Raw genomic sequence first — 26,942 nt, forward strand, 5'->3', positions numbered from 1 at the left:
TGCCCTCGGGCGGGAGCGAGGACGATCGGTGCCGACCTCAGGGTGACGCCGCGTCGCGGCGCACCTCGACCGGCATCACCTCACGACCATGGCGTACGGTCGACATCGACGGCGCGGGCGTGACCGGCCTCCGGACCACCGGATCGGCGCGACGGCCGGACAGGGGCTGCGACCGGTGGCACACCACGACGAAACTTCCAGCACCCGGAACGAGTACCGACGCACGGCGCGCCACCAGATGGACGCCCGCACGCTGCTCCTGCGCGGAGGGGTGTACGACGGCCGCTACTGGACCGGGGTGATCGCCACCGGCAAGCGGGTCTTCTGCGGTGGTGACGACGCCTGGTCCACAGAAGGGATATACCTGGTCACCGATCAGGTCGAGACCACCGGGGACGGCCAGGAAGTGGCCATCGCCGTTCCCGCCTTCGCGTGAGCCGTTCCCACCATCGCGTGAACCGCTCTCCCGGAGCCTGATTCAGCCGAGTTTCCCCACCGCGTCGGCGTAGTAGGTGTCGGCCACGTGGAAGGCGACCTGACGCAGGGTCCAGGCCGTGCCCTCGACCCGGTCGAGGCGTTCGTCGTCGAGGCCGTTCAGCCGGATCGACCAGATCTGCGCCAGGCGGGTCAGGCGGCTGGTGGCCTCGTCGAGATCCTGCTCGCTGAACGCCGTCAGGTCGGCGGGTGTCGTGATGGCGGAGCCGTGCCACCGGTCGACCAGGGTCGGCCGGCCGGCCAGGCGCGCCTCCACCTCGGCCAGATGATCGACGAGGTGGTCGACGGTTCGCCGGATCGCCTTGTGCGGCGTGAAGATCCGGTCGTCGAAGTCCAGGGGCCGGCCGTCCCACTGCGTCCAGGTCCGGGCCAGGCGCAGGGCGTGGGTGACGGACTGCTCGATCAGCTCGGCGGGGTCGCGGTCGTCGGTCTCCGGGATGTCGTCGCTCATGGCGCCGACCGTAGAGGTCGGACCCTTCGCCCGGGAACGAAAGATGGCCGCACCCAGCCGCACAGCCGGTCCACACGTCCACCGTTCGACCGAAGGAGCCCTCAGCCCGACCGAGAGAGCCCTCAGCCCGGAACGGCGTTGTCGATCAGGACGGCCGCGACAGCGGCTGCGGTGGCGATGGTTTCGGTGTCGAGCACCCGTGCGCGCGCCGAGGCGCCGTCGAGCAGCAACGCCAACTGCTCACCGAGCCGCTCGGGCTCGACAGCTCCGGCCTCGCGCGCGGCGTCACTCAGGCGCGCGGCGAAGGCCAGCTTGTAGTCACGGGCGAGGACGCGTGCCGGATGCCCCGGGTCAGGAATCTCGACCGCCGCCGCGATGAAGGGACACAGCGGCGCGTGGATCTCGAAAGCCGCGAAGAGCTTTTCCCGGGCCGTGAGGTCGGTGCGGTCGAACACCTCGGGCAGAACCTCGGGGTCGAAACGGCGCAGGCACTCGGCGATCAGCTCGTCCTTGCCGGTGAAGTGCTGGTAGAGCGTGCGTTTCGACACCTCCGCCGCAGCGCAGAGCTGATCCATACCGGTGCCGTTGATGCCCTGCTCACGAAACAGCCGCTGCGAGGCGCCAATGATGCGCTCGCGCGCGCCTCGGCCCCGGCGCACCCCCCGCGGCCCCTTCTCCAACTCCGTCACGAACCAAGCATAACCGAGTCGGGTACCGAACGGTGTACTTAGCTTGCGCTCCTCCGACCATGCGCCCTACGGTAAGCGCACTGATCGGTGTACTTAACGAGGAGACCAATCGTCATGGGCAAGCTCGAGGGCAAGGTCGCGGTCATCACGGGCGCGACAAGCGGCATGGCACTGGCGGGCGCGAAGGCTTTCGCCGGCGAGGGCGCCCAGGTGTTCGTCACCGGCCGGCGCCAGGACGCCCTGGACGAGGCGGTCAAGGTCATCGGCGGGAATGTCACAGCAGTACAGGCCGATTCGGCAGATCTGGACGATCTGGACCGGCTGTTCGAGACGGTCCGGCAGGAGACGGGATCACTGGACGTGCTGTGGGCGAGTGCGGGCACGGGCGAGCAGGCCCCGCTCGGCGAGATCACCCCGGAGCAGTTCGACGCCACGTTCTCGCTGAACGCCCGCGGCACGCTGTTCACGGTGCAGAAGGCGCTGCCGCTGTTCGACGACGGCGGCTCGATCATCCTGACCGGGTCGAACGCGTCGCTGCGGGGCTACCCGAACTGGAGCGTGTATGCGGCGAGCAAGGCCGTGCTCCCCGCGTACGCCCGGGTGTGGACAGCCGAGCTGAGGGACCGCAGGATCCGGGTGAACGTACTGACACCCGGTCAGGTCGCGACGCCGATCCTGCAGGAGGTCATGGACGAGCAGACCAAGGCTCAGTTCGAGGCCATGATCCCGCGGCGGGAGATGGGCCGCCCGGAGGAGATCGCGACGGTCGCCCTGTTCCTGGCCTCGGACGACTCCAGCTACGTCAACGGGCAGGAACTGGTCGTCGACGGCGGCACCACGGTGATCTGACCCGTCTCGTCGCCCACGCGGCGCCGGGTCAGATCCGCTTGAGCCGGGCGTTGTTCGCCGCGAGGACCTCGTCGGCCAGGTCAGGAGAGGACCGAGCCACCGCCCGCGAGAGGACGAGAGCGCCGACCATCTGGCTGAACAGCGCGATCGCCTGCTCGCGGGCCCGCTCGGCCGGCAGGTCGGTGCCGGACTGGCGCGCATCCTCGAGCACCATCTCGGTGATCGCCCCGAAGAAGCCCTCGAGCCCGTGCTGGTACTCAGCCTGGGCCGGCACTCCGTCCCGAGCGGCATCCGTGACCAGAGCCGCTGACGCGCAGCCCGTTTCGGGGTGATCACGGTGCTCGGCGGCCAGGTAGGTGTCGAACATGAGATCCAGGGCCGCCCGGGCCGATTGGGGATGCTGCTCGCGAATGCCGGCCAGGGCCGCGAGAGAGCCGTCGAAGCCGTGCCGGAGGACCTCGAGGGCGAGGTCGTCCTTGGAGGCGAAGTGGTTGTAGAAGCCGCCGTGCGTCATCTCGGCGGCCTTCATCAGCTCGGCGATGCCGATGCCGTTGATGCCGTGGGTCCGGAACCCCCGGCCCGCGGCCTCCACGATCCTGTCGTGGTTGAGCTTCTTCTGCTCCTGCGTGAGGCGGGGCATGAATCTCCTTCCCGGGCGGCACGGACGGCCCTCGAGCGGCCAATGTTACCCGTCATCATTGTCGGGCCCTCACCTTGACAATTAATGATGACGCACATCATTGTTCTTGTCGTGGCGCTCGTCACCGAAACCGCTGAGAAGGCCCACCGAAAGCGGGCGCGCCATCGGCAGGCCCGTCACCACCGCCCAACAGAACAGGAAACAGTCGCATGGGAAAGCTACTCGTCACCGGAGCCACGGGAAACCTGGGCCGCCTGACCCTGCAGCACCTCCTCGATCGGCTCCCCGCCGAGCGCTTGGCCGGGCTCTCGCGCACACCCGACCGGGCCGCCGACCTCGCCGAGCGGGGTGTCGACATCCGCCCCGGCGACTACCTCGACCACGACTCGCTCGTCAGCGCTTTCGCCGGTGTGGACAAGCTGCTGCTCATCTCGGCCCAGGCCTTCACCGACCGGAACACCCAGCACTTCAACGCGATCACGGCCGCGAAACAGGCCGGGGTCAAGCACGTGATCTACACGTCGATCCAGCGTGACGACGAGCTGGGCATCAGTCAGGTGGGTGTCACCGAGTCCGACGTCTTCACGGAGCACACACTCCGCGCCTCCGGGCTGACCTACACCATCCTGCACAATCCCATGTACCTCGACCAGCTCGAGGGTTACGTCGGAGCCGACGCCTACGAGAACGGCGTCCGCGTGCCTCACGGCGAGGGCACCATGGCCCCGGCGCTGCTGCGCGACCTCGCCGCCGGCAACGCGGCGGTGCTCACCCAGGACGGCCACGAGAACCGGAGCTACACGCTCAACGGCAGCCAGGTCGCCTCGTACCGGGACATCGCCGCCGCGATGAGCGAGCTCCACGGCCGGCCGGTCCCGTACCTGCCCGTCACGGCCGACGAGTACCGCGACGGTCTGGTGCACAAGGACGTTCCCCCGCCGGTCGCCGAGTTCCTGACGGCCTGGGTCGCGGGTGTCAGCCTGGGCTCGTTCAGCAAGCACACCGACGACCTCGAGCGCCTCATCGGCTACCGTCCCACCGGCTACCGCGACTTCCTCGAGAAGAACTACCCCGCGATCACCCCGGCATCAGAGGCCCCCGTCCGCTAGGGAAGAGGTCATCAGCGGGCTCCCTCGGCGTGCCTGCGCATCCAGGCCGCCTGCCCACCGTCGAGCAGCAGGTCGGTGCCGGTCAGGTAGGCGGCGCCCGGGCCGGTCAGGAACGCCACGGCCTCGGCCAGTTCGCCGGGCGTGCCCCGACGGCCGATGCCGCAGGCCTTCAGCGTGGCCATCATGTGCTCACCGGTGGCGCCCTCCTGCTCGGCCCGCCCCATCGGGGTCGCGATGACGCCCGGGCTGATCGAGGTGATGCGGGCACCGGCCCGGTTGTAGGCCAGCGCCGCCGCCTCCACCCGGAGCTGATTGGCCCGCTTGGCCAGGATGTACGCGCCGATACTGCTGTCGGGCGGAACCTCTCGCACGACGGCGAGCGAAAGTAGTTCACCGGTCGGGGTGTTCGCCAGGGCCTGCTCCTGGTCGGAGGTGAGACGGACCATGTGACCGGCCATGCTCGCGACGCAGACCACGGCCGATCCCTCCTCGACCACCTCCTCGAAAGCGTCGATGAAGAGCGCGGTTCCGAGCAGGTCGACCTTCAGGATCTGTTCCGCGGTGGAGGTGACCGCCGAGACACCGGCGGTGTGCACCGCGGCGGTCAGGCGACCGGTGGCCGCGGCCAGCGTCGCCAGTTCCCGCACCGAGGCGGCGTCGGAGACGTCGACGATCTGGGTGATCACCTGGTGTCCCTCGGCGCGCAGGGTACCGGCGGCCAGGTCGAGGGTCCGGGGGGACGCGTCGGCCAGGACGATCGCACGGCCTCCCCCGATGCGGCGGGCCACGGCGGTTCCCATGCCGCCGCTGCCGGTGACGACCAGGACGTCGGGGCGGCCGCTCATGAGATGTCCTTCCAGGAGGAGCCCACGGCTTGACGCCAGGGGCGCAGGGTCTTGGGCGACTGACCGACGGCCAGCACGCCCACGAGGCGGTCACCGGTGCGGTACGCGGCCAGGAACCGGCGCGAGGACAGGTCGCCCTCGACGACGCGGACCTCGTCGTGACCGCGCAGGTAGCCGTGGGCCTGGATCTTCAGGTCGTACTGGTCGGACCAGAAGTACGGCACCGGGGCGAACGGCCTGCGCGCCTGCGGGTTCAGCAGGTTTCGGGCCGCGGCCATCCCCTGCTCGGCGGCGTTCGTGCGATGCTCGATGCGCATGGCGACCCCGAAACGCTCGTTGTGCCAGCGCGTCACGTCACCGGCGCCGTACACGCCGGGGGCGGCACAGCTGTACTCGTCACAGACGAGGCCGTCGCTCACGGTGAGACCACTGCCGTCGAGCCACTCGGTGTTCGGCACCGACCCGATGGCCACGAGCACCTCGTCGGCGGGCACAACCTCGCCACCCGGCAGGCACACGCCCTCCTCGGTCACGGCCGAAACCGAGACCCCGGTGCGCAGTTCGACGCCGTGCTCGACATGGACCTGTGACAGCACCCGCCCGATCTCCTCACCCACGGCATGGGCGAGGGGCACCGGTGCGGGTTCGAGCATGACCACGTCGCAGCCGATTTCCCGGGCCACGGCCGCGCATTCGGCGCCGAGGAATCCGGCGCCGACCACCACCAGGCGCCGCCCGGGCTTCAGACTCTCACGCAGCCGCAGGGCGTCGGGCAGGGTGCGCAGGACGTGGGCCCCGGCACCGGGCAGGCGGCGGGGCCGGACGCCGGTCGCGATGACCAGGCCGTCGTACGTGACCTGGCTGCCGTCGTCCAGAAGCATTCTGTTCGCGGTGGTTTCCAGTCCGGTGGCCCGGACCCCCAGACGCAGGTTGAGGTCCAGCCCGGCGATCTGCCCGGCGGTACGCAGCGCGAGGCGCTCACTCTCCCAGGCCGAGGCCAGGATCTGTTTCGACAGCGGCGGACGGTCGTAGGGCGCGTCGGCCTCCTCACCGATCAGGGTGAGGGAACCGTCGTACCCCTCGCGCCGCAGGGTCTCGGCCGCCGCCAGACCGGCGGCCGAAGCGCCGACGACCACCACGTCCCTCATCTACTCGACCACCCGGATCGCCGCGGCCGGGCACACCGCGGCCGCCTCGCGGGCCTCGTCGTGATGCTCGGCGTCAGGCTCACTCTCGAGGACGATGGCGACCCCGTCGTCCTCACGCTGGTCGAAGAGGTCGGGAGCCACCATGGCGCACTGGCCGGCGGCGACACATTTGGGTTCGTCGAACTCGAGACGCACGGATGCTTCCTTCACCAGGTGACGGGCAGGGACGTGAGGCCGTAGGCAACGCCTTCCATCGCGAAGGGCACCTCCTCGAACGGCACCGCGAGCGCGAGGGTCGGGATGCGGCGGTAGATGGTGGAGTAGGCGACCTGGAGCTCGACGCGGGCGAGGGACTGGCCGAGGCACTGGTGGACGCCGTAACCGAAGGCGTGGTGCATGCGGGCGGGTCGGGTGAGGTCGAGCTTTTCGGGTGCGGGGAAGGCGTTTTCGTCCCAGTCGGCGGCGGAGAGGTCGAAGACGATGCCGTCGCCGGCCCGGATGGTGGTGCCGTGCAGGTCGATGTCCTTGTCGGCGATGCGGCGGACGCCGGTGTGGACGATGGTGAGGTAGCGCAGGATCTCCTCGACGGCGTTGGCGACGAATTTGGTGTCGTGGCTGTTGTTCCGGAGGAGCTCGAGCTGGTCGGGGTTGCGCAGGAGGGCGAGGGTGCCGAGGGAGATCATGCTGGCGCTGGTCTCGTGGCCGGCGATGAGGATGGCGTTGGCCATGTTGACGGCTTCGGGGCGGGTCATCTCGCCGGTGACGACACGGGCGCCCATGCCGGAGATGACGTCGTCGCCGGGGTTCTTGATCTTCTCGTCGAGGAGGTCGTCGAGGTAGCTGCCGATCTTCCGGCCGGCTTCGGCGGCTTGTTCGGGGGTGGTGTCGTGGCTGATCAGGATGTGGCTGGTGTCCTGGAAGAGCTGGTGGTCCGCGTAGGGGGCGCCGAGGATCTCGGTGATGACGAGGGTGGGCACGGGCAGGCCGACGGCCTGGACGAGGTCGGCGGGGTTGGGGCCGGCGAGCATGTCGTCGACGAGGTCGTCGAGGACCTGCTGGATGCGGGGGCGCAGGGCCTCGACCTTCTTGACCATGAAGGGGGTGTTGACGGAGCGGCGCAGGCGGGTGTGCTCGGGTGGGTCGGTGTTGGTGATGAGCTTGGGGTGGTGCGGGGCGGACGCGGCACGGGCCTGGGTCATGTGCGGGTAGCCGTCGCGGGTCTCGTCGATGCTCAGGCGGGGATCGTTGAGCAGGGCGCGCTGGTCGGCGTGGCGGGTGATGAACCAGGGGGTGCTGCCGTCCCAGATGCGGACGCGGGCGACGGGGTGGTCGCGGGTCAGGTCACGGATCGCGGGGGCGGGGTCGAACGGGCAGCCGGACGCGCGGGGTGCGGGGTACTCGGGCAGGACGGGGGTTTCGGGCTGGGCCGGGTTCCCGGGCAGGGCGGTCATGGGGTTCCTCCGTGCGGTGATCGGTGCTGCGATCGGTCACGAGGGGCCCATGAGAACAAGGTTTTCTGACACGAACCGGACAGTGGTCAGGCGCTGCTGAGGCGGTAGCCGAATCCGCGGTGGGTGCTGATGCGGCACGGCTGCTGGTCGTCGACCTTTCCGCGCAGGCGGGAGACCAGACGTTCGACGGTGTTGCTCTCCCGGAACTCGCCCCAGACGTGCCAGGCCAGTTGTTCCTTGGACAGGACCTGCCCGGCGTTGATCATCATGAAGCGCAGCAGGCGTAGTTCGGCGGGGGTGACGTCGAGGGCGCGGTCGCCGCGCCAGGCGCTGCTGGTGGCCTCGTCGAGCAGCAGGTCGCCGGTGCGCAGGACGTTCCGTGGGGTGGTGTCGCGCAGGGTGACCTGGACGCGGGCGAGCAGTTCGGCGCCGCGGCAGGGTTTGGTGACGTAATCCTCGATGCGGGTGCCGAGCACGGGGATGAGGTCGGCGAGGCGGTCGCAGGGGGTCAGGCAGAGCACGGGTGGACGGTGCGCGAACGTTCGCGGGGCCAGGGCGCGCAGTCCGGTGGTGTCGGTGTCGACGACGATCAGGCTGATGGGCTTCTCCACCATGACCCGCACCGCGTCGGCGCCGGTGGTGGCCAGGGTGACCTGGTAGCCGCCGACCCGCAGGTCGGTGGCGAGGCAGGCCTGGGCGCCGGGCTCGGGGGCGACGAACAGAACGTCGGGGCTCCTGTGCATGCGTACCACCCCTCGTCGGGATCTTGGTCCCGTTCTGCGGCGGCCGGGTCGCCCCGCATTCCGATTCAAGCAGCCGGGAGCCGGGCGGGAATCCGCCTGGCGCGGTATGCCGGGCCGTGGTCGCACTCCGTGAGTCGCACTGCCCCGCGGGAGTGATCGGGCCCGGTCCGGGGCAAGCCCGCTGCGGGGCGTAGCCGATGAGCTGCTGTGTCGAGTCGACGGCCTCTCGTAGGCAGGCCCCGGGACGTCCGGGTGCGCGCGTGCGGGGTGCTGGCGGTACTCGCCGTGCCGCTGACGCTGCTGCCCCGGGCCGGCACACCGGGGGCGACGGCCGCCTACCTGACGTCCGTGGCGGTGTCCGGGCTGTTCCTGGTCACGGCGGTGCGGGCGCTGCCCGGCGGGCGCCGTGGGCCGTGGTGGTGGCTCGTTCCCCCTCTCGGCCTGGCTGCGGTCGGTGAGTGCTGGCTGCGGACGTCGTCACCCTGGCCTCCGGACGCGTGGCCGACCCCGGCGGACGCCTTCTTCCTGGCTGCCTACGTGCCCCTGGTCGTGGCGGTGGGGAGACTCGACCGGCAGCGGGGTGCCCGCCCGGCATCCGGTGGGGTCCTGGACTCCCTGGTGGTCTCGGCCGCCGGCCTGGCCCTGTTCGTGGTGTTCATGATCATTCCGGTCCTGACCGCCCCGGACACGTCGACGGCGGCGCGGATCGCCGGGACCCTGTACCCGCTGGCCGACGCGACACTGCTCTACCTGATCCTCCGGCACCTGCTGACGACCGGCACGAGGACGCCGTCGATGACCTGGCTGGTCACGGGGCTGGTCTGTGTCCTGCTGGGTGACACGGAGCAGAACGTCGAGGCGGACCAGCTGGGGAACGTCTCGTACCCGGCCTGGGTGAACATCCTGTGGTTGTGTTCGTACGTCTGCTACGGCCTCGCGGCGTACCAGGCCGCCCGGGACGAGCCGGCCCCGGCGCCGGCGGGGCCCGGCGGGACCCGGTTCGGGCGTCTGGGCCTGCTCACCCTGTCCGCCGGGCTCCCGACGGTTCTGGCCGTCGGCCTGGGCGGGCAGCTCGACCGGGGCACCCGCGTGCAGCTCGGGATCTGCTCGGTGGTCGTTCTGGCCCTGCTGCTGGCCCGCGTCGGTGACCTGCTGCGGGAACTGCGCACGACGTCCGCCGAGCTGGCCGTCCTGGCTCGCACCGACCCGCTGACCCGGCTGGCCAACCGCCGTACCTGGGACCTGGAGCTGGCCCGTCACCGGTCCCGGCTCCTTGAGGGTGACGTGCTCCTGGTGGCCCTGCTCGACCTGGACCACTTCAAGGCCTACAACGACATGTACGGCCACCAGGCCGGTGACGATCTGCTGCGGGAGGCGGCGGACGCGTGGCGGGCCGGGACCGGTGCGGACGGGGTGCTCGCCCGGTGGGGCGGCGAGGAGTTCGCGGCCCTGGTGGTCACCCGCGACGAGGCCTCGGGACGGGAGTGTCTGGAGGCGTTGCGGCGGAATGTTCCCCGGGGGCAGACCTGCTCGGCCGGGGTGGCGCGCTGGGACGGGACGGAGAGCACGCAGGACCTGCTGCGGCGTGCCGACGAGGCGCTGTACCGGGCCAAGGCCTCCGGACGGGACCGGACCGAGCTCGCGGATCAGCTGCCGGCTCGCTCGCCGGTGCCGTCCCCCCGGGCGAGCCCGGCCCGGCGGCCCGGGTCGGCTGCCGATCGGGGTGAGGGGGCGGATCAGGAGCCGGAGAAGGTGAGCGCCGGGACGTGGCGGTTGCGGGCCGCCGGTGTCGTGGCCGGGGTCTGCGTGCTGGCGAACCTGTCCCCCGGTCCGTCCGGCGCCGGCCGGGGTGGCCTGTATGTGCTGTCGATCACCGTGTCCGTGGCCTTCGCGCTGCTGGCCGTCCGGAAAGTGCCCGCCGACCGGCGTCATCCGTTCGTGCTCACGGCCTGGGCGTGCGTGACCTGGCTGGCCGGGACGGTGCTGTTCGGCATCTACCAGTACCGGTGGCCCGACACCTTCCCGACACCGGGCGATGCCCTGCTGATCGCCGGGTACCTGCCGCTGATCCTGGGTGTGTGGCGTCTGGACCAGGGACGGCGCAACGCGTTCGGTGGTCTCCTGGACGTGGCCATCGTGACCGCGAGCGCCGGGGTGCTGTCGTTCGTGTTCATCGTGCTGCCGCAGGTCAGCCAGACCGACCTGAGCGTGGGTGCCCGGGTGGTCGGGAGCGCGTATCCGCTGTTCGACGTGCTGCTGCTCTTCCTGGTGGTGAAGGTGCTGCTGCTGCCCGGTCGGCGGAGCCGGGCGCTGTGGTGGCTGATCGCGGCGGTGGTCAGCACCATGAGTGCCGACGTGATCCAGAACGTCGTGGTGCTGAACGGCGGAAATGCCTACCCCCGGCCGGCTTACGTGCTGTGGGGTCTGTTCTACGTCCTGCTGGGGGTCTCGGCGCTGCAGACGTCCCGGCAGCCCGGTGGGCACCGGGCGAACGAGACCGTGGGAGTGACTGACGCGTCGGGTCTGGCCGGTCTGACCGTGGCCCGTCTGCTGGTGCTGGCGTTCGCGGCACTGCTGCCGGCTGTGCTCATGGTGGCGCTGGACGTGGGGTCCACCCGGCGGCAGGCGTTCTTCATGGGCATCGGTTCGCTGGTGGTGACGGTGATGGTGGCCGCCCGGATCTGGGACCTGCTGCGGGTACTGGACCAGCAGGTCGCCGAGCTGGCCCGCACGGCCCGCAACGACCCGCTGACCGGGCTGGCGAACCGGCGCTCGTGGGACCTGGAACTGGCTCGGTTGATGGATGTTCCGGACGAGCCGGTGCTGCTGGTGGGGCTGCTGGACCTGGACCACTTCAAGAAGTACAACGACACCCACGGGCACCAGGGCGGTGACGACCTGCTGCGGGAGGCGGCGCGGGCGTGGAGTCTGGGGATCGGGCCGCAGGGGCGGATCGCGCGCTGGGGCGGTGAGGAGTTCGCGGTCGCACTGCGCTGCGCCACCGTCGAGGAAGGCGTGGCCCGGCTGGACGGGCTGCGTGCGCTGGTGCCGTTCGGCGAGACCTGCTCGGTCGGGATCGCCCGGTGGGACGGGACGGAACCGGCGGACGACCTGCTGCGGCGCGCGGACGAGGCCCTCTACCGGGCCAAGGCCTCCGGCCGCGACCGCTCGGTCCTGTCCGGCCGGCCTGCGGGCGTCACCACGGTGTGAGCTGCTCGCCCGTGGCATCCACCGGACCGGCCGCGACCGGGCCCCGGTAGTGCCTGCACCACCACGACGGTACGGCTGGCCCCCGCCCGGGCTGTGCAGCAGGAGGCAATGACCGGCGCACAGCGGGCGGACAGGCTTGACCCATGACGACGAAGACCACGACCAAGAAGGCATTCATGTTCACCGCGGCCGCCGTCCTGGCCGGTTCCGGAGCCGTCGCCGCGACCTCCGCGGCCGCGACCGACTCCGGGCGCCCGGCCGGTGGTGACGCGGTGATGCGCGACGTCGCGCACCACGTCCTGGGCAGCGGCGCCCCCGGGTACATGGCTCTCATCGACAACGGGCACCGCACCGACCGGACGGCCTCGGGGGTCGCCGACCGCGAGAGCGGGCGCCCGCTGCGGGGCACCGAGCAGTTCGAGATCGGCAGCAACACCAAGACGTTCATGTCGGCGCTGACCCTGCAGCTCGTGGACCGGCGCCAGGTCGACCTGGACGCCCCGATCGAGAAGTACCTGCCCGGCGTCGTTCCCGGCGGGGACGCGATCACCGTGCGCATGCTGCTCAACCACACCAGCGGCCTGTTCAACTACACCGCCGACCAGGACTTCGCCGAGGGCATGTACACCGACCCGCAGCGCGTCTGGACCGAGGAGGAGCTGCTGGCGGTGGCTTTCCAGCACGACCCGAACTTCGCGCCCGGCCAGGGCTGGTCGTACTCCAACACCAACTACACGCTCATCGGCCTGCTGCTGCAGAAGCAGACCGGCCAGAGCCTGGCCGACCTGGTGCAGCAGCGCATCGCCCGGCCGCTGGGCCTGAAGCACACCTACTTCCCCGAGCCGCGGGCCACGAACACCGGCCCGGGCTACGCGCACGGGTACGCGGTCAGCTTCGCCGACGGTGAGCCCACCTACACCGACACCGCGACCTGGCCGGTCGGTGGCTGGGGCGGCGCCGCCGGGGCGATCATCTCCGACCAGCGCGACCTGTCCCGGTTCTTCTCCGGTCTGCTGCAGGGAAAGCTGTTCTCGGACAGGCAGCTCAACCAGATGAAGCAGACCGTCGACCTGCCCGCCGACTTCCCGATCCAGGGTGGCTACGGGCTCGGCCTGTTCCACATCGACTCGGCCTGCGGCCCGGTCTGGGGCCACGGCGGTGACACCAACGGCCACCACAGCACCGCGGTCGTCAGTGACGACGGACGGCGCACCGCCGTCAGCGACACCACCGCCGGCCCCAGCGACCTGACGCCGAACGACGGTGCCAACCGCTTCGCCCAGGTCGCGTTCGCGGCCCAGGACGTCACCACCTGCAAGATGCTCGGCAAGCCGGTGCCGCAGACCGTCACCGATGCCCTGCACGGCCGGACGCCCGTGGCCGCGTCCTGAGCCGTCCTGACCGGTCCGGGCCGGCCGAGATCACCTCGGCCGGCCCGAACGCGTTGCGGCTCAGGCGCTCTCCTACCGGTCGCAGCCGAGCAGGTCGCGGTACTCGGTGGCGTCCTGGCGGGTGGCGACCTTGCCGGAGACCAGGAGCAGGTCCGAGGCCGAGGACTCGACGCCGGCACTGACCTCCTGCTGCAGGGGCCAGTTGCGGTGACCGCTCAGGGGCTCGTCCACCTCGGCCATCGTCTTCTCGTCGTCGTCGGCGCGGGCCCGGGTGTAGACGTCCAGCCAGGCGCACCCCACGGAGCCCAGGACGTGGGTGCCGAAATAGGAGCGGTCCTGGGTGAACTCCGAGGCCAGGTCGGCGGGATCGAATCCGTCGGGCACCGGGACGCCGCGCAGCATGTCCTTCGCCACCGCCCCGGACCGCGCCGAGGGCACGACCTGCTCCCCCAGCGACTCTTCCCACTGCTCGGGGGTGAGCACGGTCAGATCGCTCAGCACCGTGGTGAACTCGTCGCGGGTGCGCACGCCCTGCACCCGCACTGTGGTGAACACGGTTCCGGAGGTGAAGAGCGCCTCGTGGGTCAGGGCGTCGGCGAGAACCGTCGCACGCTGCCCGAAGATGGTCAGCGGCTCCTCCTCGCGCAGGTCGGCCCGGTGTGAGCTCATGACCAGGTCCTCGACGGTGGAGGGGTACCAGCTGACGGACACCGTGCGCCCCTCGAGCGTGAGCACCTGGTTCCCGCTGCGCCGGTCCTCCTGACTGAGCGACGTCAGCCGCCACCGCGCGTCCTTCATGAACAGGTGCGGGTTCTCGTCGCCGGCCACGGCGTGCTGCGGCAGCTCGGCGGCCGCCGCCGGGGCGCCCGGTCCGGCCGTGTCGTCCTGGCGGCCGACGATCACCACCAGCAGTGCCCCGGCCGCCACGGCGACGGCGGCGACGGCCCCGGCCCACCACCAGCGGCGGGAACCGCCGGGCCGGTCTTCCCCCCACCGGTGGGGTCTTTCGTCGTGGGGACTGGACATGCTCTCCTCCAGGAGTCGCGGCCCGGGCCGGCCCGGAGAACGTCGACGTGCTGGCCATCGGAGCCCTCCTCCCGTTCCCGGCGCGGGCGTCGTGCGGACATCCCTTACATGTCCGCACGAGGCCGGTTCATCACGCCGGGGGCCTCAGGCGGGGGCGGCGGTCCCGCGCAGCAGGATGTCGACGGTGGTGACGATGATGTCGTCGTCGGGCACGTGGCCGTACATCAGGGCCGAGTAGAACATCGCCCCCGACAGCATCCGGGTGCCGGCCAGCAGCTCGGTGCCGGACAGCCGGGTGGCCAGCAGCTCGCGCACGATCCGGTCGCCTCCGCTGACCAGCTGATCGCGGACGGCCGCGACATCGGCCTGGTGGCGGGCCTGTTCGCCCAGGACAGCCATCGCCCGGTCGAGTCCGTGGTCACGGATGCCGTCACGGAAGGCCCGCATCTCACCGATCAGATCGGCGCGCAGGTCACCCGTGGGGGCGTGGTGCGGGATGTCGGCCAGCTGGCCCAGCGCGTCGCGCAGCAGGTCGGTGCGCGTGGGCCAGTGCTTGTAGATCGTGACCTTGGAGTACCCGGCGTGCGCGGCCAGCCGGGCGTGGGTGACGGCGTCCCAGCCCTCGGTGGTGAGGATGCCGAGCGCCGCGCGCAGGACGTCCTGGCGGGTGCGGTGGACGCGCGGATCCACGGCGGGATCCGGTGCCGGGTCTTCGGCGGGTGCCATGGCGGTTGGTTGAAATCTCTCTGCGTTAGTGGTCAGATCATTCAGTAGTGAACTAGAAGTTCACGAAGTCCGGGCCTGCATCCCGGACAGGCTTCCCGTAGCTCGTGACGACAGAATCGAGACGGACCATGCCTGCACTCCTGTTCGGATCCATCAGCACCCTGGCCGACACCTCCGAGCTCCAGAGATCATCCTTCAACCAGGCTTTCGCCGATCACGGCCTGGGCTGGGAGTGGCCCCGCGAGGAGTACCGGTCTCTTCTCGGGAGCAACGGTGGGGCGGCGCGCATCGCTGACTACGCCCGCGCCCGCGGGGAGCAGGTGGACGCCGACGCCGTCCACGCTACCAAGTCGGTGATCTTCCAGAAGAGCCTGGTGTCGAACGGTGCCGAAGCCCGGCCCGGGGTGATCGAGACCATGACCGGCGCCCGCTCGGCCGGTTACCGCCTCGGCTTCGTGACCACCACGTCCGCCGCCAACGTCGAGGCCCTGTTCCAGGCCCTGGCCCCGGCTCTGCGCAGCGCCGACTTCGACATCGTGACCAGCGCCGCCGACGTCCCGGCGTCCAAACCGGACCCCGCCGTCTACGAGCTGGCCCTGCGCGAACTCGGCCTGAGCGCTGCGGACTGCGTGGCGATCGAGGACAACCCGGGTGGTGCGCAGGCCGCGGTCGCCGCGGGGATCGTGTGCGCCGCGTTCCCCAACGAGAACACCGGGGCGCTCGACTTCGGTGCAGCGGACCCGGCCGGGAACCGGCTGAGCTTCGAGGAGCTGGCCGGCCGCATCCCCCGCCGCTGAGCGCATCCCTACCGACGAGCACCGTCGAGCACCGACGAGCACTGTCGAGCACCGGCGGGCGGGCCCTCGTACGGCCCGCCCGCGCCGGTGCACCGCAGCCCCGCGCACCCCGCGCCCACCCCGACCGCCCACCTCATCCGTACGGCGTCCTGACGCCCGCGGACCAAGGAGGAGCCCGTGCGCACCGTCGTCCTGAACCCCGTGGGTGCGCAGGTCAGCGACCTGCCCCTGTCCGAGCCCTCCAGCCGTTCGGCTCCGGACGTGTCGCGACTGCGCCTGCTCCTGGCCGAGCACGGCGTCCTCGTCCTGCCCGGCCAGGAGATCGACGACCCGGACTTCCTCGCGTTCCTGCGGTGTTTCGGCCGGCTGACCTTCACCGCCGGCGAGACCCCGGTGCCGGGGTTCCCCGACCTCAACGTCATCAGCAACGTCGGGCGCACCACGCCGCCGCGCAGCGTCTTCCACGTGGACACCAGCTACGTCAGCAACCCCCCGGCCTACACGGCGCTGCGTGCGGTCACAGTTCCCGAGCAGGGCGGGCAGACCCTGTTCACCAACCAGTACCGCGCCTACGACACGCTGCCGGCCGACCTGCGCGAGTCCCTCCACGGGCGCACTGTCCGGCACGTCGTCACCGGCCTCTCCCCCGACGCCGCCGGGCCGGAGACCGAGGCCCACCACCCCGTCTTCCCGGCGCACCCGATCTCCGGCCGCACCACCGTGTACATCTCGACACCCGAACGCTGTGTCTCCGTCGAGGGTCTGGACGCCGAACGCTCCCGCCAGGTCGTCGCAGCGCTGTACGAGCACTCGACCTCGCAGGCCAACGTGTTCCGGCACACCTGGTCTGCGGGGGACGTGGTGATCTGGGACAACCGGGTGGTCATGCACCGCGCCGACCACGAGGCCGTGAGCGGCGACCGGGTCATGCACCGGGGCATGGTCACCGCTTGAGCGAACGTGCCCGATCTCCCGAGCCTGTCGGTGGTGGCCTCTACGCTCGCGCAGCATGACGGGTGACACGGGCGGCGCAGGGTGGGATCAAGCCGTCAGTGGTATCGGCATCACGCTGGGCGGTGAACGTGAGCGCGGCCGGCTGCCAACAGTTCGATCGGAACCACTACCCGATAAAGTTGGGTCCGAGGGTGTGACACCGGCACCGCTGCGGGCAGGTAGAGGACATGGGCCCCGCCGAACAGCGCTTCCGCGCCATGTACGCAGCGACGTACGAGGACCTCTCCCGTTTCGTACGACGACGAGTACCACCCAGTGACGCCGAGGACATCGTCGCCACCGTGTTCGCCGTCGCCTGGCGCCGCCTGGACGACGTGCCCGACCAGCACGAGCGGCCGTGGCTGTTCGGGGTCGCGCGCAACGTGATGGCCGGTCAGTCGCGCTGGCGGCTGCGGCACGGCGTCGTGGACGTGCGGATGGTCGTGGCCGTGGACCCGGCGCCGGAACCGGACGGGGCGGTCGGGGTCGCGGCCCGCATCGACCTGGTCCGGGCCTGGTGGACACTCAGCGCCGCGGACCGGGAGGTGCTGGCCCTGGTCGCCTTCGACGGCCTGAGCGAAGCCGAGGCCGCCGAGGTGCTCGGCTGCCGTCGCTCGACCTTCCGGATGCGGCTGAGCCGGTCGCGCCGGCGTCTGCGCTCGGCCCTGGGACCCGCCGAACCGGCCCCCGCCCTCGAACACCTGGGAAGTGAGTCATGAACGAGATGGACCAGCTACGGACCCTCGACCCGGCGCGTCACTGGGAGCCCAGCGACACCGACCGGCGCTCGGCCGACGCCATGGTCGAGCGGGTGATCGCCGTACCCCCGCAGTTCACGCCGCAGTCCGCTTCACGTACGGGGCGGCGGATTCTTCTCACCTCCGCGGCCGCCGCGGTGATCGCGGTGGGCGTGACCCTCACCCCGTCGTTGTGGCCGGGTGGCTCGAGCGCCCAGGCGTACGCCGCCTGGGCGACCCCCGGCACGATGAGCGAGGCACAGGCTCTGGCGATGGCGCGCGAGTGCGCCGCCGGGTGGGGTCCGTCCTGGGGCCGGGCCCCGGTCGCCTCGGACATCGTCCTGGCCGAGACGCGCAACGAGGGGTCGCTGCTGCTGATCGCCAAGGGAGGCAGCGAGGATCTGGCCGACTGCATGACGCTCGACGGGGACGGCGGCGTCGGCGGTGCCGACCTGCTGCCGGCCTCCGCCCCTGAGCCCGGGGTGGAGAAGGTGACGATCCAGGGCATGGGTGCGTCCCAGGCGACGAGCGCGGGCGGGTGGACGTCGGAGGTGATCGGGCGGGTCGCCGAGGACGTGATCGGGGTGGACGTCGTGATGGACGACGGCCAGGTCGTGCACGCCAGCGTCCAGGGCGGCTGGTGGGTGGCGTGGTGGCCCGGCCACGAGGGTGGCGAGGACGACACCGCGGACGTCGTCGTGCACAGCCGGGACGGGGACGCGACCTACGTTCCGTCGCAGTTGTTCTGGCAGAACCTGGACTGATGCCCGAACCCGGTCACTGCGGCGGTGTGCCGGTCACCGCGGAGGGGACACCCAGACGACGGAAGCGCCCGGGCGGGATCCCGTACTCGCGGCGGAACGCCCCGGCCAGGGCGAACTCGCTCGAGTAGCCGGTCTGCCGGGCGATCCGCGCCAACGGTGCATCGCTCTGGCGCAGCAGCTGGGCCGCTCGTCCCAGACGACGGCTCAGCAGGTAGGCGCTGGGCGTGCGGCCGAACGCCGTGGTGAAGCGGCGGGTGACCGGTTACCTGGCCGGGGCGAGTGCCGCCGTCCAGCTCGCGGCGGGCTCCTAGCCGAGCCGGAGACCTTCCCGCACCGACCTGGTCAGGACGCCGGCCAGATCAGGACGCCGGGTGGATCCCGGCGAGGGCCAGGTCGGTGAGCCGGGCGGCCTCGCCCGCCGCGTCGGGGTGGGTCTCGGTGGCCAGGGACACGGCGTTGACCAGGATGAGCAGGTCGCAGGAGGCCACCCCGGGCCGCACCGTGCCGGCGGCCCGGGCCCGCTGCAGCAGTCGTTCGGCGGCGTCGCCGAGCATGACGTCGCAGTTGCTGCCGGCCGGGGTGGCGACGCCGGAGAGGTTGACCAGCAGGGCCGAGGCCAGGCCGCGGCTGGTGGCGCCGTAGACGGCGACGGCCTTGAGCCACTCGGCCAGGGCCTGAGCCGGCTCCTGGGAGCCGGCCAGCTCGTCGGCCCGGCGGCACAGCACCTCGACGCGGTCGTGGAAGACGGCGTCGAACAGTGCCCAGCGGGTCGGGAAGTGCCGGTGCAGCGTGGCCGAGCCGACTCCGGCCCGGCGCGCGATCTCTTCCAGCGACGCCCGGGCGCCCGAGCGCGCGATCTCCGCCTCCGCGGCGGCCACGATCTGCTCGTAGTTGCGCCGTGCGTCCGCCCGCCGGGGTTTCGCCGGACGACGCGGGACCTCGGGAGCCCCTGACTCCGGCTGCACATCGACCGCTTCGCTCACGGACCCATCGTAAGGCCTCCAACCGGGGAGGCACCCCATTTACGATTGACAAGTGGGGTGCCCCTCCATATCGTCGACGAGTCAAACGGGGGATGCCCCCACTTTCGTCACGAAGGACCATCATGAGCGAGCCCCGCACCGTCCTGATCACCGGCACCAGCACCGGTTTCGGGCGCCTGACCGCCGAGACCCTGGCCCGGCGCGGCCACCACGTCATCGCCGGACTGCGCGACGTGAAGGGTCGCAACCGGACCGCCACCGCCGAGCTGACCGCTCTGGCCGGGAACGAGGGTCTCTCGCTCGAGGTGATCGAGATCGACGTGACCGACGACGCGTCGGTGACCCGGGGCGTCCACCATCTGCTCACAACCACCGCCCGCCTCGACGCGGTGATCAACAACGCCGGCCGCAACTTCGCCGGCCCCCTGGAGGCGTACACGGCCGCGGAGGCCATGCAGCAGTTCGACGTCAACACCCTCGGCGCGCTGCGCGTGAACAACGCCGTGATCCCGTTCCTGCGTGAGCAGGGCCACGGCGCCCTGATCCAGGTCGGCTCGCTCAGCGGCTGGGTGACGCCGCCGTTCAACGGCCTGTACGCGGCCAGCAAGGCCGCACTCGCCTCGCTCACCGAGGCCTGGCACCACGAACTGGCGCCCTACGGCGTCGAATCCGTGCTCATCGAGCCGGCCGCCTATCCCACGAACATCGGCCAGAACGCGGCCATGCCGGCCGACCAGGAACGTCTCGGGCTCTACGGCGCCACCCTGGCAGCCTTCATCGGGGACATCACGAAGAACGCGGCCGCCCCGGGGTCGACCGCCGAGGTCAGTGACGCGCTGGCCGATCTGGTCGAACTTCCGCACGGCCGGCGGCCTCTGCGCACCCTGGTCGCGCCCGCCCGTCAGTTCGAGGCCGTGCGGGCCGTGCACGAGAAGGCGGCCGAGGCCACCCGGATCGTCGCGGAGGACATGGGGATCGACGGGTACCTGCGCCGGGCCCGGTCCTAGGCGGTCGCACACGCAGGGCGGTGCCGCCGGCCGGGTGGCCGACGGCACCGCACGTGTGCTCAGGGATGCTCAGCGCTGCAGGGTCAGCAGGCCCGGCCGGTACGGGAGCAGGATGTACTCACCGCCCGAACTCGGCGAACGGCCCTGATAGAGCAGTTGCAGATTGCACGGGTCGACGGTCATGGTCTGATCCGCACTGGTGCGCAGCAGCTCACCGTGGCTGATGTCGTCGGTCCAGGTGGCGCCGCTGTTGGCCTTGCCCGCGAACGGGTTGCTCTCGCTCGTCGCCTGCGGGGTCCACGACCCCCCCAGGCTCGTGGCCGTGAACGACCGGAAGTAGCGCCGGTTGTTCGTGCCGATGGCCTCCACGATCATCAGGTACTGGTCGCGGCCCTGGAGCTTGTAGACCTGCGGCGCCTCGAACAGGTTGTTCGTGGTGTCGCTCATCACCACGGTCGAGGTCGTGCCGAAGTTGCCCGGGAAGTTCCCGATCGGCATCGACGCCCGGTAGATCTTGCCGTTGTCCCCGGCGAAGAACAGGTACATGTTCGTGCCGTCACCGATCAGTGCCTGGTCGATGGGGCCGACGCCGGAGTCGGCGATGGTGCCGTTGAACAGGGGCTGCGCGGCCGACCAGCCGTTGGCGTTCGTGGGATCGGACGAGGTCCGGTAGGAGAACTTGGTCGGGCCCCACTGGTACGCCAGAACCCAGATGTTCTTGGGCGCGAAGTAGAACAGGCTCGGCGCCACCGTTCCCGAGTTCATCGTGTTCTGGCTGGCACTCGCCAGGTCCGACCACTGAGAGATCAGGCCGAAGTTCATCGAGCCCCAGGTCTTGCCGGTGCTGGCCGTGGTGGCGTAGACGAGCTGCTTGCCGTTGTAGGGCACGGTGGTGAAGTCCTTCAGCGACACCCAGCCGGACTTGGGGGTGGCCAGCGCCCCGGTCGAGCTCCAGCGGTAGGTCGAGGGCAGCGCGCACCCGCCGGGGGTGGAGCCGCCCCCGCCGACCGGAACCAGCTGCCACTGCTGGTTGGTGCCGTTGGCGTCGTCGTACTGCACGACGTTGCCGCCGTCAGCGGTCGAAGCTCCCTGCACCTCGAGGGCTTTCCCGCTGTTGCGGTTGATCAGCTGGACGAACCCGTCGACGTCCTGGATGCTGAACTGCTGGTTGGCCGCGTTCAGGTCCGTCCACTGCACCACCGAGCCACCGTTGGCCGTCGACCAGTTGTAGACGTCGAGCACCTTGCCCGACAGCCGCGACTTCAGCCGGTAGTACCCGTCGCCCGACGAGACGAACTGCCACTGCTGCTGGCTGCCGTCGTTACGCGTCCACTGGGTGATCCGCGCACCGTCGGTGGTGGCCAGGTTGTACACGTCCAGCGCCTTGCCGCTGTTGCGGTTGACCAGGATGTACGAGGCGTTGGTGTCGATCGTGGCGGCCGAGGCGCTGGTGGGCACGAGCACCGTGAAAAGCCCGGCGGCCAGGGCGGTCACGGTGACGGCGACCAGGCTCAGCCAGGGCCGGCCGCGCTGGTGACGTGTTCTCATCGGTGTCCTCCGGACGTCGTTGTCGGTGGGCGCACGGCGCGTCAGCCGATCTTCGCCAGTTGCCACTGCTGGTTCGTGCCGTTCGCGTCGTCGTACTGCACGACGTTGCCGCCGTCAGCGGTCGAGAAGCCCTGGACCTCAACGGCCTTTCCGCTGTTGCGGTTGATCAGCTGGACGTACCCGTCGATCTCCTGGATGCTGAACTGCTGGTTGGCCGCGTTCAGGTCCGTCCACTGCACCACCGAGCCACCGTTGGCCGTCGACCAGTTGTAGACGTCGAGCACCTTGCCCGACAGCCGCGACTTCAGCCGGTAGTACCCGTCGCCCGACGAGACGAACTGCCACTGCTGCTGATTCCCGTCGTTACGCGTCCACTGGGTGATCCGCGCACCGTCGGTGGTGGCCAGGTTGTACACGTCCAGCGCCTTGCCGCTGTTGCGGTTGACGAGGGCGTAGGACGCGCTGGTGTCCACCGGGGAGGTGCCTCCACCGCCGCCGTTGCCGGTGCCCGCGTTGAGCGCGTTCAGCACCGAGGTGTAGGCGGCCTTCTTGTTGCCGGAATTGTCGAACAGCAGCGGGTTCTCACCGGTGCGCCAGGAGTCACTGTCGCGGATGCCCCACACCGTGATGCCGGTGCAGCGCGACACCGCCAGGCAGGCGTTCGTCACCGTGGCGTAGATGTTCGCCTGGTTGGAGCCCTGCGCGACGTCGAGCTCGGTGATCTGCACGTCCACGCCCAGGTCGGCGAAGCGCTGCAGGTTGGCCTGGTAGTCGCTGGGGATGCCGGTGCCCAGGTGGGACTGGAAGCCGACGCAGTCGATGGGCACGCCGCGGGACTTGAAGTCGCGGACCATGTTGTAGACACCGGTGGACTTCGCGTTCACGCCGTCGGTGTTGTAGTCGTTGTAGCAGAGCTTGGCGGCCGGGTCGGCGGCCCGGGCGGCCCGGAAGGCGGCCTCGATCCAGTCGTTTCCGGTGCGCTGCAGGTTGGAGTCGCGCCGGGCGCCGCTGCCGCCGTCGGCGAAGGCCTCGTTGACCACGTCCCAGGCGTAGATCTTGCCCTTGTAGTGCGTGGCGACCTGGGTGACGTGGTTGATCGCGGCGTTGCGCAGCGCGCTGCCGGACAGCGACTGCGCCCAGCCGGGTTGCTGCTGGTGCCAGAGCAGGGCGTGGCCGCGCACCTTGGCCCCCATCGAGGTGCCCTGGTTGAGGATGCGGTCACCGTTGGTGTAGGTGAACCGCCCCTGGGACGGTTCGGTGGCGTCCCACTTCATCTCGTTCTCCGCGGTGACCGAGTTGAACTCCGTGGTCAGGATCCGGGAGTAGGTGGAGTCGCCGAGCTTGCCGGCCGCGATCGCGGCGCCGAAGTAGCGGTTCTTGGCCGCCGCGGAGGCGCCCAGGGTGGTGGCGGCGTCCGCCGGGCTCGCGGCCACCAGGGCCAGACCGCCCAGGAGGGCAGCCGCGGCGGCGGCTACGGGCACTCTCCAGCGGGAACCGGCGCGCGCGGAGCGGCCGGCGGGAACGGGACTGAACATGTGCGGGCTGCCTTTCGGGGGATGACGGTGGACCTTTCGTGACCGGCCAGGGCGGCGGGTCGCACGAGTCATGAAGAAATGGCGGCAGCGGCGGTCGGGCCGTGTCCTCCTGCGTCCGCCGGCCTCACGCAGCACCGGCGGCGACCGGTTGACGACTACTCCCGCACGTACCCGGTTCAGGTCGGTGGGGTGCGAAAAAGGTTTCGCCGCAACCGTTCTTCATGTTGCCAGACTGTTTCACGGGCCTCAACACCGACCAGCTGACCGGACGCCGGATAACAACTTTTCGGCGGCCTTCTTCCCGGCCTGCGCGCAACGGAAAATCCCGACGGCGATCTTTCCCAGATTTGTGTTATCCGTAAGGGTCCGCCGTGGTCGCCGTCCCTCGCCTTGACTCAGCCGGCCACCGTCATCCAAAGTCGCATCGAGTTCTGCCCTTTCCACCGGCGGGGAGCCGGTGGCGCCAGCCGTTCCCTCTGACAGCGACGTGGAGATGCCGACCAGTCACCTGGATGAGACCGCTCGCGTCGAGGCGGCGCGGGCCGGAGACCGGCAGGCGCTGGAAGAGGTGCTGCGCGGGCGCCTGCCGTTCGTCTACACCATCGTCCGGCGGGCGATGGGCGGCAGCCCGGAGGTCGACGACGTCGTCCAGGAGACGATGCTCCGGGCGGTGCGCGAGGTGTCCCGACTGAGCCGCCCCGAGAGCTTCCGGGCCTGGCTGGCGGCCATCACGATCCGCCAGATCAGCACCTACCAGCAGCGGGACCGGCGCTGGGAGGCCCACACCACCGCCCTCGACGACCTGATCGGGCACGAGGGGTCGGACGCGTCGCTGAGCTCCCGTTTCGAGGACGTCACGGTGCTGCAGCTGCACCTGGCCGACCAGCGTCACCAGCTGGTGCGGGCCCGGGCCTGGCTGAATCCCGACGATCAGAGCGTGCTCTCGCTGTGGTGGCTGGAGGCCGCCGGCGAGCTGAGCCGGCCGGACCTGGCCGCGGCGCTCGGCGTGAGCGTCGCGCACGCCACCGTGCGCGTGCAGAGGATGCAGACCCAGCTCGCCCTGACCCGTGCCCTCGCCGCCGCGGTCGAGGCCCGGCCGCGGTGCGCCCGTCTCGAGGTCGTCCTGCGGGACTGGGACGGCCGGCCCGGACCCCTGTGGCGCAAGCGCATCCTGCGCCACACCCGCTCGTGCCGGGTCTGCCAGGGCGAGGCCAACGGCCTGATCGCCCCTGAGACTCTCCTGCTGGGACTGGCCCTGCTGCCGGTGCCCGCCGCCCTGATCGGCAAGATCTCCCTGAGCGCGACCCCGTCCGCCGCCGCGACCGCCGGCGCCGGGCCGGCCCTCAAGATCCCGTTCCTGCAGGCCGTGGCCGCCAAACCGGTGGCCGCCCTGCTGGTGACCGGCACCCTCCTGGGCGGTGCCGTCGCCGTCGTCCCCGACCGGCCGGGTCTCACGTCCACTCCCCCCGTCGTGGTCACCCTCCCCCCACCGGTGACCACGACGTCCACCATCCCGCCGACCCCTTCGGCAGCCGCACCCACCCCCTCACCCTCGAGGCAACAGGACGCCCGCCCGTCGCCGAAGACCCCGGCCCGGGCGACGCACGCCGCCAGCACGGTGAGATCGGGAGTGCTGAGAGCCGGGCCGGTCTCCCTGGAGGCCGCCGACATCCCCGGCTTCTACGCCTCGACCAGTGCGACGTACGGAGTCCTGGAGCAGCCGGCATCCGCCGAGCGCGCCACCTTCGTCGTGGTCACCGGCCTGGCGAACGCGGACTGCTACTCGTTCCGCGTGGGCGACGGCCAGTACCTGCGTCACTCCTCCTGGCGGGTGCGCGTCGGCGACGACGACGGCACCGCGTTGTTCCGCGGGGACGCCACCTTCTGTGCCCGCACCGGCTCCGCGTCCGGCTCCGTCGCCCTGGAGGCGGCGAACTACCCGGGCTGGTTCCTGCGTCACCGCGACATGCAGCTGTGGGTGGACCAGGACGACGACTCGGCGCAGTTCCGGGCCGACAGTTCCTTCCGGGTGAGGGCTCCGCTGAGCGACTGACCGCGGCACGACCGGGCCAGACTCCCTGTGGTCCGAGCTCGATTTGACGTTGGCTTGAACCATGTCGGGAGTCGCCGACCGATGGAACGAATTTCACTGTCAGGCAGCACTTTTGATTGTTGACGCGCCCGCCGGTTCCGTTCTACCTTCGGCGCAGCGGACGCCGGCCGGGCACCGTCGTCGAGATCGATGCTCACGCACGCCCACCCTCGTTCCGGGTCGGGCCCCGGCCACTCGACCGACTCGTCCGCCGAAGCGCAGTCCTCAGACCGCAGTCCTCAGGAGGCTCCCGATGACGCAGGATCAGCACCGCCCAGGCCACCGGCCCCGGATCTGGGGTCGCCGGAGCGTCCTGACCGCGATGGGTGCCGTCCCCACGCTCGGGGTCGCCGCGGTCATGGTGGGCGCATCGTCGGCGTCGGCCCAGACCGCGTCCATCAACCCATCGGCCTCACGGCAGACGATCCGGGGTTTCGGGGCGATGACCCACGCGGCCTGGGTCGGTGACCTGACCACGGCCCAGCGGGAGACCGCGTTCGGCACCGGGGCGGGTCAGCTGGGCTTCTCCGTCCTGCGCATCCCGGTCGGCGAGAACCGCTCGGACTGGAGCCGCGACCTGGCCACCGCCCAGCGGGCGGTGCGGTCCGGGGCCATCGTCTTCGCCTCCCCGTGGAACCCGCCGGCGAGCATGACCGAGACCTTCACCCGGGGCAGTCAGACCAACGCGCGGCGGCTGAAGGCGTCGTCGTACGCCGCCTACGCGCAGCACCTGAACGACTTCACGGCCTACATGCGCGGCAACGGCGTCGACCTGTACGCCATCTCGATCCAGAACGAACCGGACTACGCCCAGGACTGGACCTGGTGGACCACCGCGGAGATCACCCGGTTCCTGCGCGAGAACGCCGGCTCGATCAGCACCCGGGTCATCGCGCCGGAGTCGTTCCAGTACGTGAAGTCGATGTCCGACCCGATCCTGAACGACGCCGCCGCCCTGGCGAACGTGGACATCATCGGGGCGCACCTCTACGGCACGCCGTACGCCAACTTCCCCTATCCCCTGTTCAAGCAGAAGGGGGCGGGCAAGGACCTGTGGATGACCGAGGTGTACCACCCCAACAGCAACGCCAACTCGGGCGACGCCTGGCCCGAGGCCCTGGACGTGGGAGAGCACATCCACCACGCCATGGTGGACGCGGAGTTCCAGACCTACGTCTGGTGGTACCTGCGCCGTAGTTACGGTCCCATGCGGGAGGACGGCCGGATCAGCAAGCGCGGGGCCCTGATGACGCACTTCGCGCGGTTCGTGCGCCCCGGGGCCGTGCGCGTCGACGCGACCGCCAACCCGGCCTCGGGCGTCTTCGTCTCCGCCTACCGCACCGGCTCCTCCGTGGTCGTCGTGGCCCTCAACACGAACACCTCGGCGGTGAGCCAGCAGTTCACGCTGGCCGGCACCGCTGTCTCCGGCAGCGTTTCGAACTGGCTGACGGACGCGAGCCGAACCGTCGCGGCGCAGAGTGCCCTGACGATGTCGAACGGTTCACTCACGACCTCGCTGCCCGCCCGCAGCGCCATGACCTTCGTCCTGCCGCTGGGCTGATTCTCGGTCGTCCGGAGCAAGTCGCCGAACGACAGGGGTTCGAGGCCGAGATCGCCACGGGGCCGAGGATCCTGGTGCACCGGATCCTCGGCCCCGCCGCGCCCTCGCGGTGGTCGCAGACGGGCCGCTCCCCCGGCTCGCACGAGGAGCTG

At 70.7% G+C, this 26,942-nt stretch carries 24 protein-coding genes and 3 pseudogenes; 12 read left to right on the forward strand and 15 right to left on the reverse strand.

Going from position 1 to position 26,942, the window contains the following annotated elements:
• Positions 1–175: 175 nt before the first annotated feature.
• A complete protein-coding gene (locus tag J2S57_RS30050) occupies positions 176–436 on the forward strand; it encodes a hypothetical protein (protein ID WP_307249289.1) in 261 nt (86 codons plus the stop codon).
• A 42-nt stretch (positions 437–478) separates the two neighbouring features.
• On the opposite strand, the gene J2S57_RS30055 is transcribed toward J2S57_RS30050, so the two are convergent.
• Both J2S57_RS30055 and J2S57_RS30060 read right to left on the reverse strand, forming a co-directional pair.
• Complete coding sequence (locus J2S57_RS30055) at positions 479–946, reverse strand: DinB family protein (RefSeq protein ID WP_307249291.1); 468 nt, start codon at positions 944–946, stop codon at positions 479–481.
• A 122-nt stretch (positions 947–1,068) separates the two neighbouring features.
• Positions 1,069–1,635 (reverse strand): TetR/AcrR family transcriptional regulator, encoded by a 567-nt coding sequence (locus tag J2S57_RS30060; protein WP_307249292.1) that lies wholly within the window; start codon positions 1,633–1,635, stop codon positions 1,069–1,071.
• Positions 1,636–1,749: 114 nt separating this feature from the next.
• Between J2S57_RS30060 and J2S57_RS30065 the strand changes: the two genes are divergently transcribed.
• Positions 1,750–2,484, forward strand: a complete 735-nt coding sequence (locus tag J2S57_RS30065; RefSeq protein WP_307249294.1) for an SDR family NAD(P)-dependent oxidoreductase — start codon at positions 1,750–1,752, stop codon at positions 2,482–2,484.
• A gap of 28 nt (positions 2,485–2,512) precedes the next feature.
• On the opposite strand, the gene J2S57_RS30070 is transcribed toward J2S57_RS30065, so the two are convergent.
• A complete protein-coding gene (locus J2S57_RS30070; RefSeq protein WP_307249296.1) occupies positions 2,513–3,124 on the reverse strand; it encodes a TetR/AcrR family transcriptional regulator in 612 nt (203 codons plus the stop codon).
• Between the two features lie 209 nt (positions 3,125–3,333).
• On the opposite strand from J2S57_RS30070, the gene J2S57_RS30075 reads away from it, so the two are divergent.
• Positions 3,334–4,233 carry an SDR family oxidoreductase gene (locus tag J2S57_RS30075; RefSeq protein ID WP_307249298.1) on the forward strand — a complete coding sequence of 300 codons (900 nt, stop codon included), beginning with the start codon at positions 3,334–3,336 and terminating at the stop codon, positions 4,231–4,233.
• 11 nt (positions 4,234–4,244) lie between these two features.
• On the opposite strand, the gene J2S57_RS30080 is transcribed toward J2S57_RS30075, so the two are convergent.
• From J2S57_RS30080 to J2S57_RS30100, 5 genes are all read right to left on the reverse strand, one after another.
• Positions 4,245–5,078: an SDR family oxidoreductase gene (locus J2S57_RS30080; protein ID WP_307249300.1), complete on the reverse strand. Its 834-nt coding sequence runs from the start codon at positions 5,076–5,078 to the stop codon at positions 4,245–4,247.
• Positions 5,075–6,226, reverse strand: a complete 1,152-nt coding sequence (locus J2S57_RS30085; protein WP_307249302.1) for an NAD(P)/FAD-dependent oxidoreductase — start codon at positions 6,224–6,226, stop codon at positions 5,075–5,077. The genes J2S57_RS30080 and J2S57_RS30085 overlap by 4 nt, the downstream gene beginning before the upstream one ends.
• Positions 6,227–6,421 (reverse strand): ferredoxin, encoded by a 195-nt coding sequence (locus tag J2S57_RS30090; protein WP_307249304.1) that lies wholly within the window; start codon positions 6,419–6,421, stop codon positions 6,227–6,229.
• 11 nt (positions 6,422–6,432) lie between these two features.
• Positions 6,433–7,677: a cytochrome P450 gene (locus J2S57_RS30095; protein ID WP_307249306.1), complete on the reverse strand. Its 1,245-nt coding sequence runs from the start codon at positions 7,675–7,677 to the stop codon at positions 6,433–6,435.
• Positions 7,678–7,763: 86 nt separating this feature from the next.
• Positions 7,764–8,420: a response regulator transcription factor gene (locus tag J2S57_RS30100; RefSeq protein ID WP_307249308.1), complete on the reverse strand. Its 657-nt coding sequence runs from the start codon at positions 8,418–8,420 to the stop codon at positions 7,764–7,766.
• Between the two features lie 252 nt (positions 8,421–8,672).
• Here J2S57_RS30100 and J2S57_RS30105 point away from each other — a divergent pair, with 252 nt between their 5' ends.
• Both J2S57_RS30105 and J2S57_RS30110 read left to right on the forward strand, forming a co-directional pair.
• Positions 8,673–11,630 carry a GGDEF domain-containing protein gene (locus J2S57_RS30105; RefSeq protein WP_307249310.1) on the forward strand — a complete coding sequence of 986 codons (2,958 nt, stop codon included), beginning with the start codon at positions 8,673–8,675 and terminating at the stop codon, positions 11,628–11,630.
• Between the two features lie 143 nt (positions 11,631–11,773).
• On the forward strand, positions 11,774–13,021 hold the full coding sequence (locus J2S57_RS30110) for a serine hydrolase domain-containing protein (protein WP_307249312.1): 1,248 nt from the start codon (positions 11,774–11,776) through the stop codon (positions 13,019–13,021).
• A 72-nt stretch (positions 13,022–13,093) separates the two neighbouring features.
• Here J2S57_RS30110 and J2S57_RS30115 read toward each other — a convergent pair whose 3' ends face one another.
• Complete coding sequence (locus J2S57_RS30115; protein ID WP_307249314.1) at positions 13,094–14,047, reverse strand: hypothetical protein; 954 nt, start codon at positions 14,045–14,047, stop codon at positions 13,094–13,096.
• A 144-nt stretch (positions 14,048–14,191) separates the two neighbouring features.
• Positions 14,192–14,773 carry a TetR/AcrR family transcriptional regulator gene (locus J2S57_RS30120; protein ID WP_307249316.1) on the reverse strand — a complete coding sequence of 194 codons (582 nt, stop codon included), beginning with the start codon at positions 14,771–14,773 and terminating at the stop codon, positions 14,192–14,194.
• A 128-nt stretch (positions 14,774–14,901) separates the two neighbouring features.
• On the opposite strand from J2S57_RS30120, the gene J2S57_RS30125 reads away from it, so the two are divergent.
• The 4 genes from J2S57_RS30125 to J2S57_RS30140 all read left to right on the forward strand — a co-directional run bounded on the left by J2S57_RS30125 (position 14,902) and on the right by J2S57_RS30140 (position 18,064).
• Positions 14,902–15,570 carry an HAD-IA family hydrolase gene (locus J2S57_RS30125; RefSeq protein WP_307249318.1) on the forward strand — a complete coding sequence of 223 codons (669 nt, stop codon included), beginning with the start codon at positions 14,902–14,904 and terminating at the stop codon, positions 15,568–15,570.
• Between the two features lie 177 nt (positions 15,571–15,747).
• Positions 15,748–16,524: a TauD/TfdA dioxygenase family protein gene (locus tag J2S57_RS30130; protein WP_307249320.1), complete on the forward strand. Its 777-nt coding sequence runs from the start codon at positions 15,748–15,750 to the stop codon at positions 16,522–16,524.
• Between the two features lie 227 nt (positions 16,525–16,751).
• Complete coding sequence (locus tag J2S57_RS30135; protein WP_307249321.1) at positions 16,752–17,282, forward strand: RNA polymerase sigma factor; 531 nt, start codon at positions 16,752–16,754, stop codon at positions 17,280–17,282.
• The gene (locus J2S57_RS30140) at positions 17,279–18,064 is read left to right on the forward strand and encodes a hypothetical protein (RefSeq protein ID WP_307249323.1); all 786 of its coding nucleotides are present in this window, start codon (positions 17,279–17,281) and stop codon (positions 18,062–18,064) included. The genes J2S57_RS30135 and J2S57_RS30140 overlap by 4 nt, the downstream gene beginning before the upstream one ends.
• Positions 18,065–18,077: 13 nt before the next feature.
• On the opposite strand, the pseudogene J2S57_RS30145 reads toward J2S57_RS30140, so the two are convergent.
• A pseudogene (locus J2S57_RS30145) lies at positions 18,078–18,320 on the reverse strand (helix-turn-helix transcriptional regulator); the annotation flags it as partial.
• A gap of 103 nt (positions 18,321–18,423) precedes the next feature.
• Entirely contained in the window at positions 18,424–19,047 is a 624-nt protein-coding gene (locus tag J2S57_RS30150; RefSeq protein WP_307249325.1) for a TetR/AcrR family transcriptional regulator, read from the reverse strand.
• Positions 19,048–19,169: 122 nt separating this feature from the next.
• Here J2S57_RS30150 and J2S57_RS30155 point away from each other — a divergent pair, with 122 nt between their 5' ends.
• Positions 19,170–20,054 carry an SDR family NAD(P)-dependent oxidoreductase gene (locus J2S57_RS30155; RefSeq protein WP_307249327.1) on the forward strand — a complete coding sequence of 295 codons (885 nt, stop codon included), beginning with the start codon at positions 19,170–19,172 and terminating at the stop codon, positions 20,052–20,054.
• 69 nt (positions 20,055–20,123) lie between these two features.
• Here the strand turns inward: J2S57_RS30155 and J2S57_RS30160 are convergent, their stop codons facing one another.
• The 3 genes and pseudogenes from J2S57_RS30160 to J2S57_RS35460 form a co-directional block, all read right to left on the reverse strand.
• Positions 20,124–21,602 carry a non-reducing end alpha-L-arabinofuranosidase family hydrolase gene (locus J2S57_RS30160; protein ID WP_307249329.1) on the reverse strand — a complete coding sequence of 493 codons (1,479 nt, stop codon included), beginning with the start codon at positions 21,600–21,602 and terminating at the stop codon, positions 20,124–20,126.
• Positions 21,603–21,646: 44 nt separating this feature from the next.
• Positions 21,647–22,132, reverse strand: a pseudogene (locus tag J2S57_RS35455) (RICIN domain-containing protein); the annotation flags it as partial.
• A gap of 51 nt (positions 22,133–22,183) precedes the next feature.
• Positions 22,184–23,209, reverse strand: a pseudogene (locus J2S57_RS35460) (glycoside hydrolase family 10 protein); the annotation flags it as partial.
• Between the two features lie 421 nt (positions 23,210–23,630).
• On the opposite strand from J2S57_RS35460, the gene J2S57_RS30170 reads away from it, so the two are divergent.
• Together J2S57_RS30170 and xynC are read left to right on the forward strand one after the other, a co-directional pair.
• Positions 23,631–25,190 (forward strand): sigma-70 family RNA polymerase sigma factor, encoded by a 1,560-nt coding sequence (locus J2S57_RS30170; protein WP_307249334.1) that lies wholly within the window; start codon positions 23,631–23,633, stop codon positions 25,188–25,190.
• 292 nt (positions 25,191–25,482) lie between these two features.
• Positions 25,483–26,790 carry a glucuronoarabinoxylan endo-1,4-beta-xylanase XynC gene (gene xynC / locus J2S57_RS30175; RefSeq protein ID WP_307249335.1) on the forward strand — a complete coding sequence of 436 codons (1,308 nt, stop codon included), beginning with the start codon at positions 25,483–25,485 and terminating at the stop codon, positions 26,788–26,790.
• Positions 26,791–26,942: the final 152 nt, after the last annotated feature.

Origin of the sequence: Kineosporia succinea, from assembly GCF_030811555.1 — a bacterium.
Taxonomy (GTDB): domain Bacteria; phylum Actinomycetota; class Actinomycetes; order Actinomycetales; family Kineosporiaceae; genus Kineosporia; species Kineosporia succinea.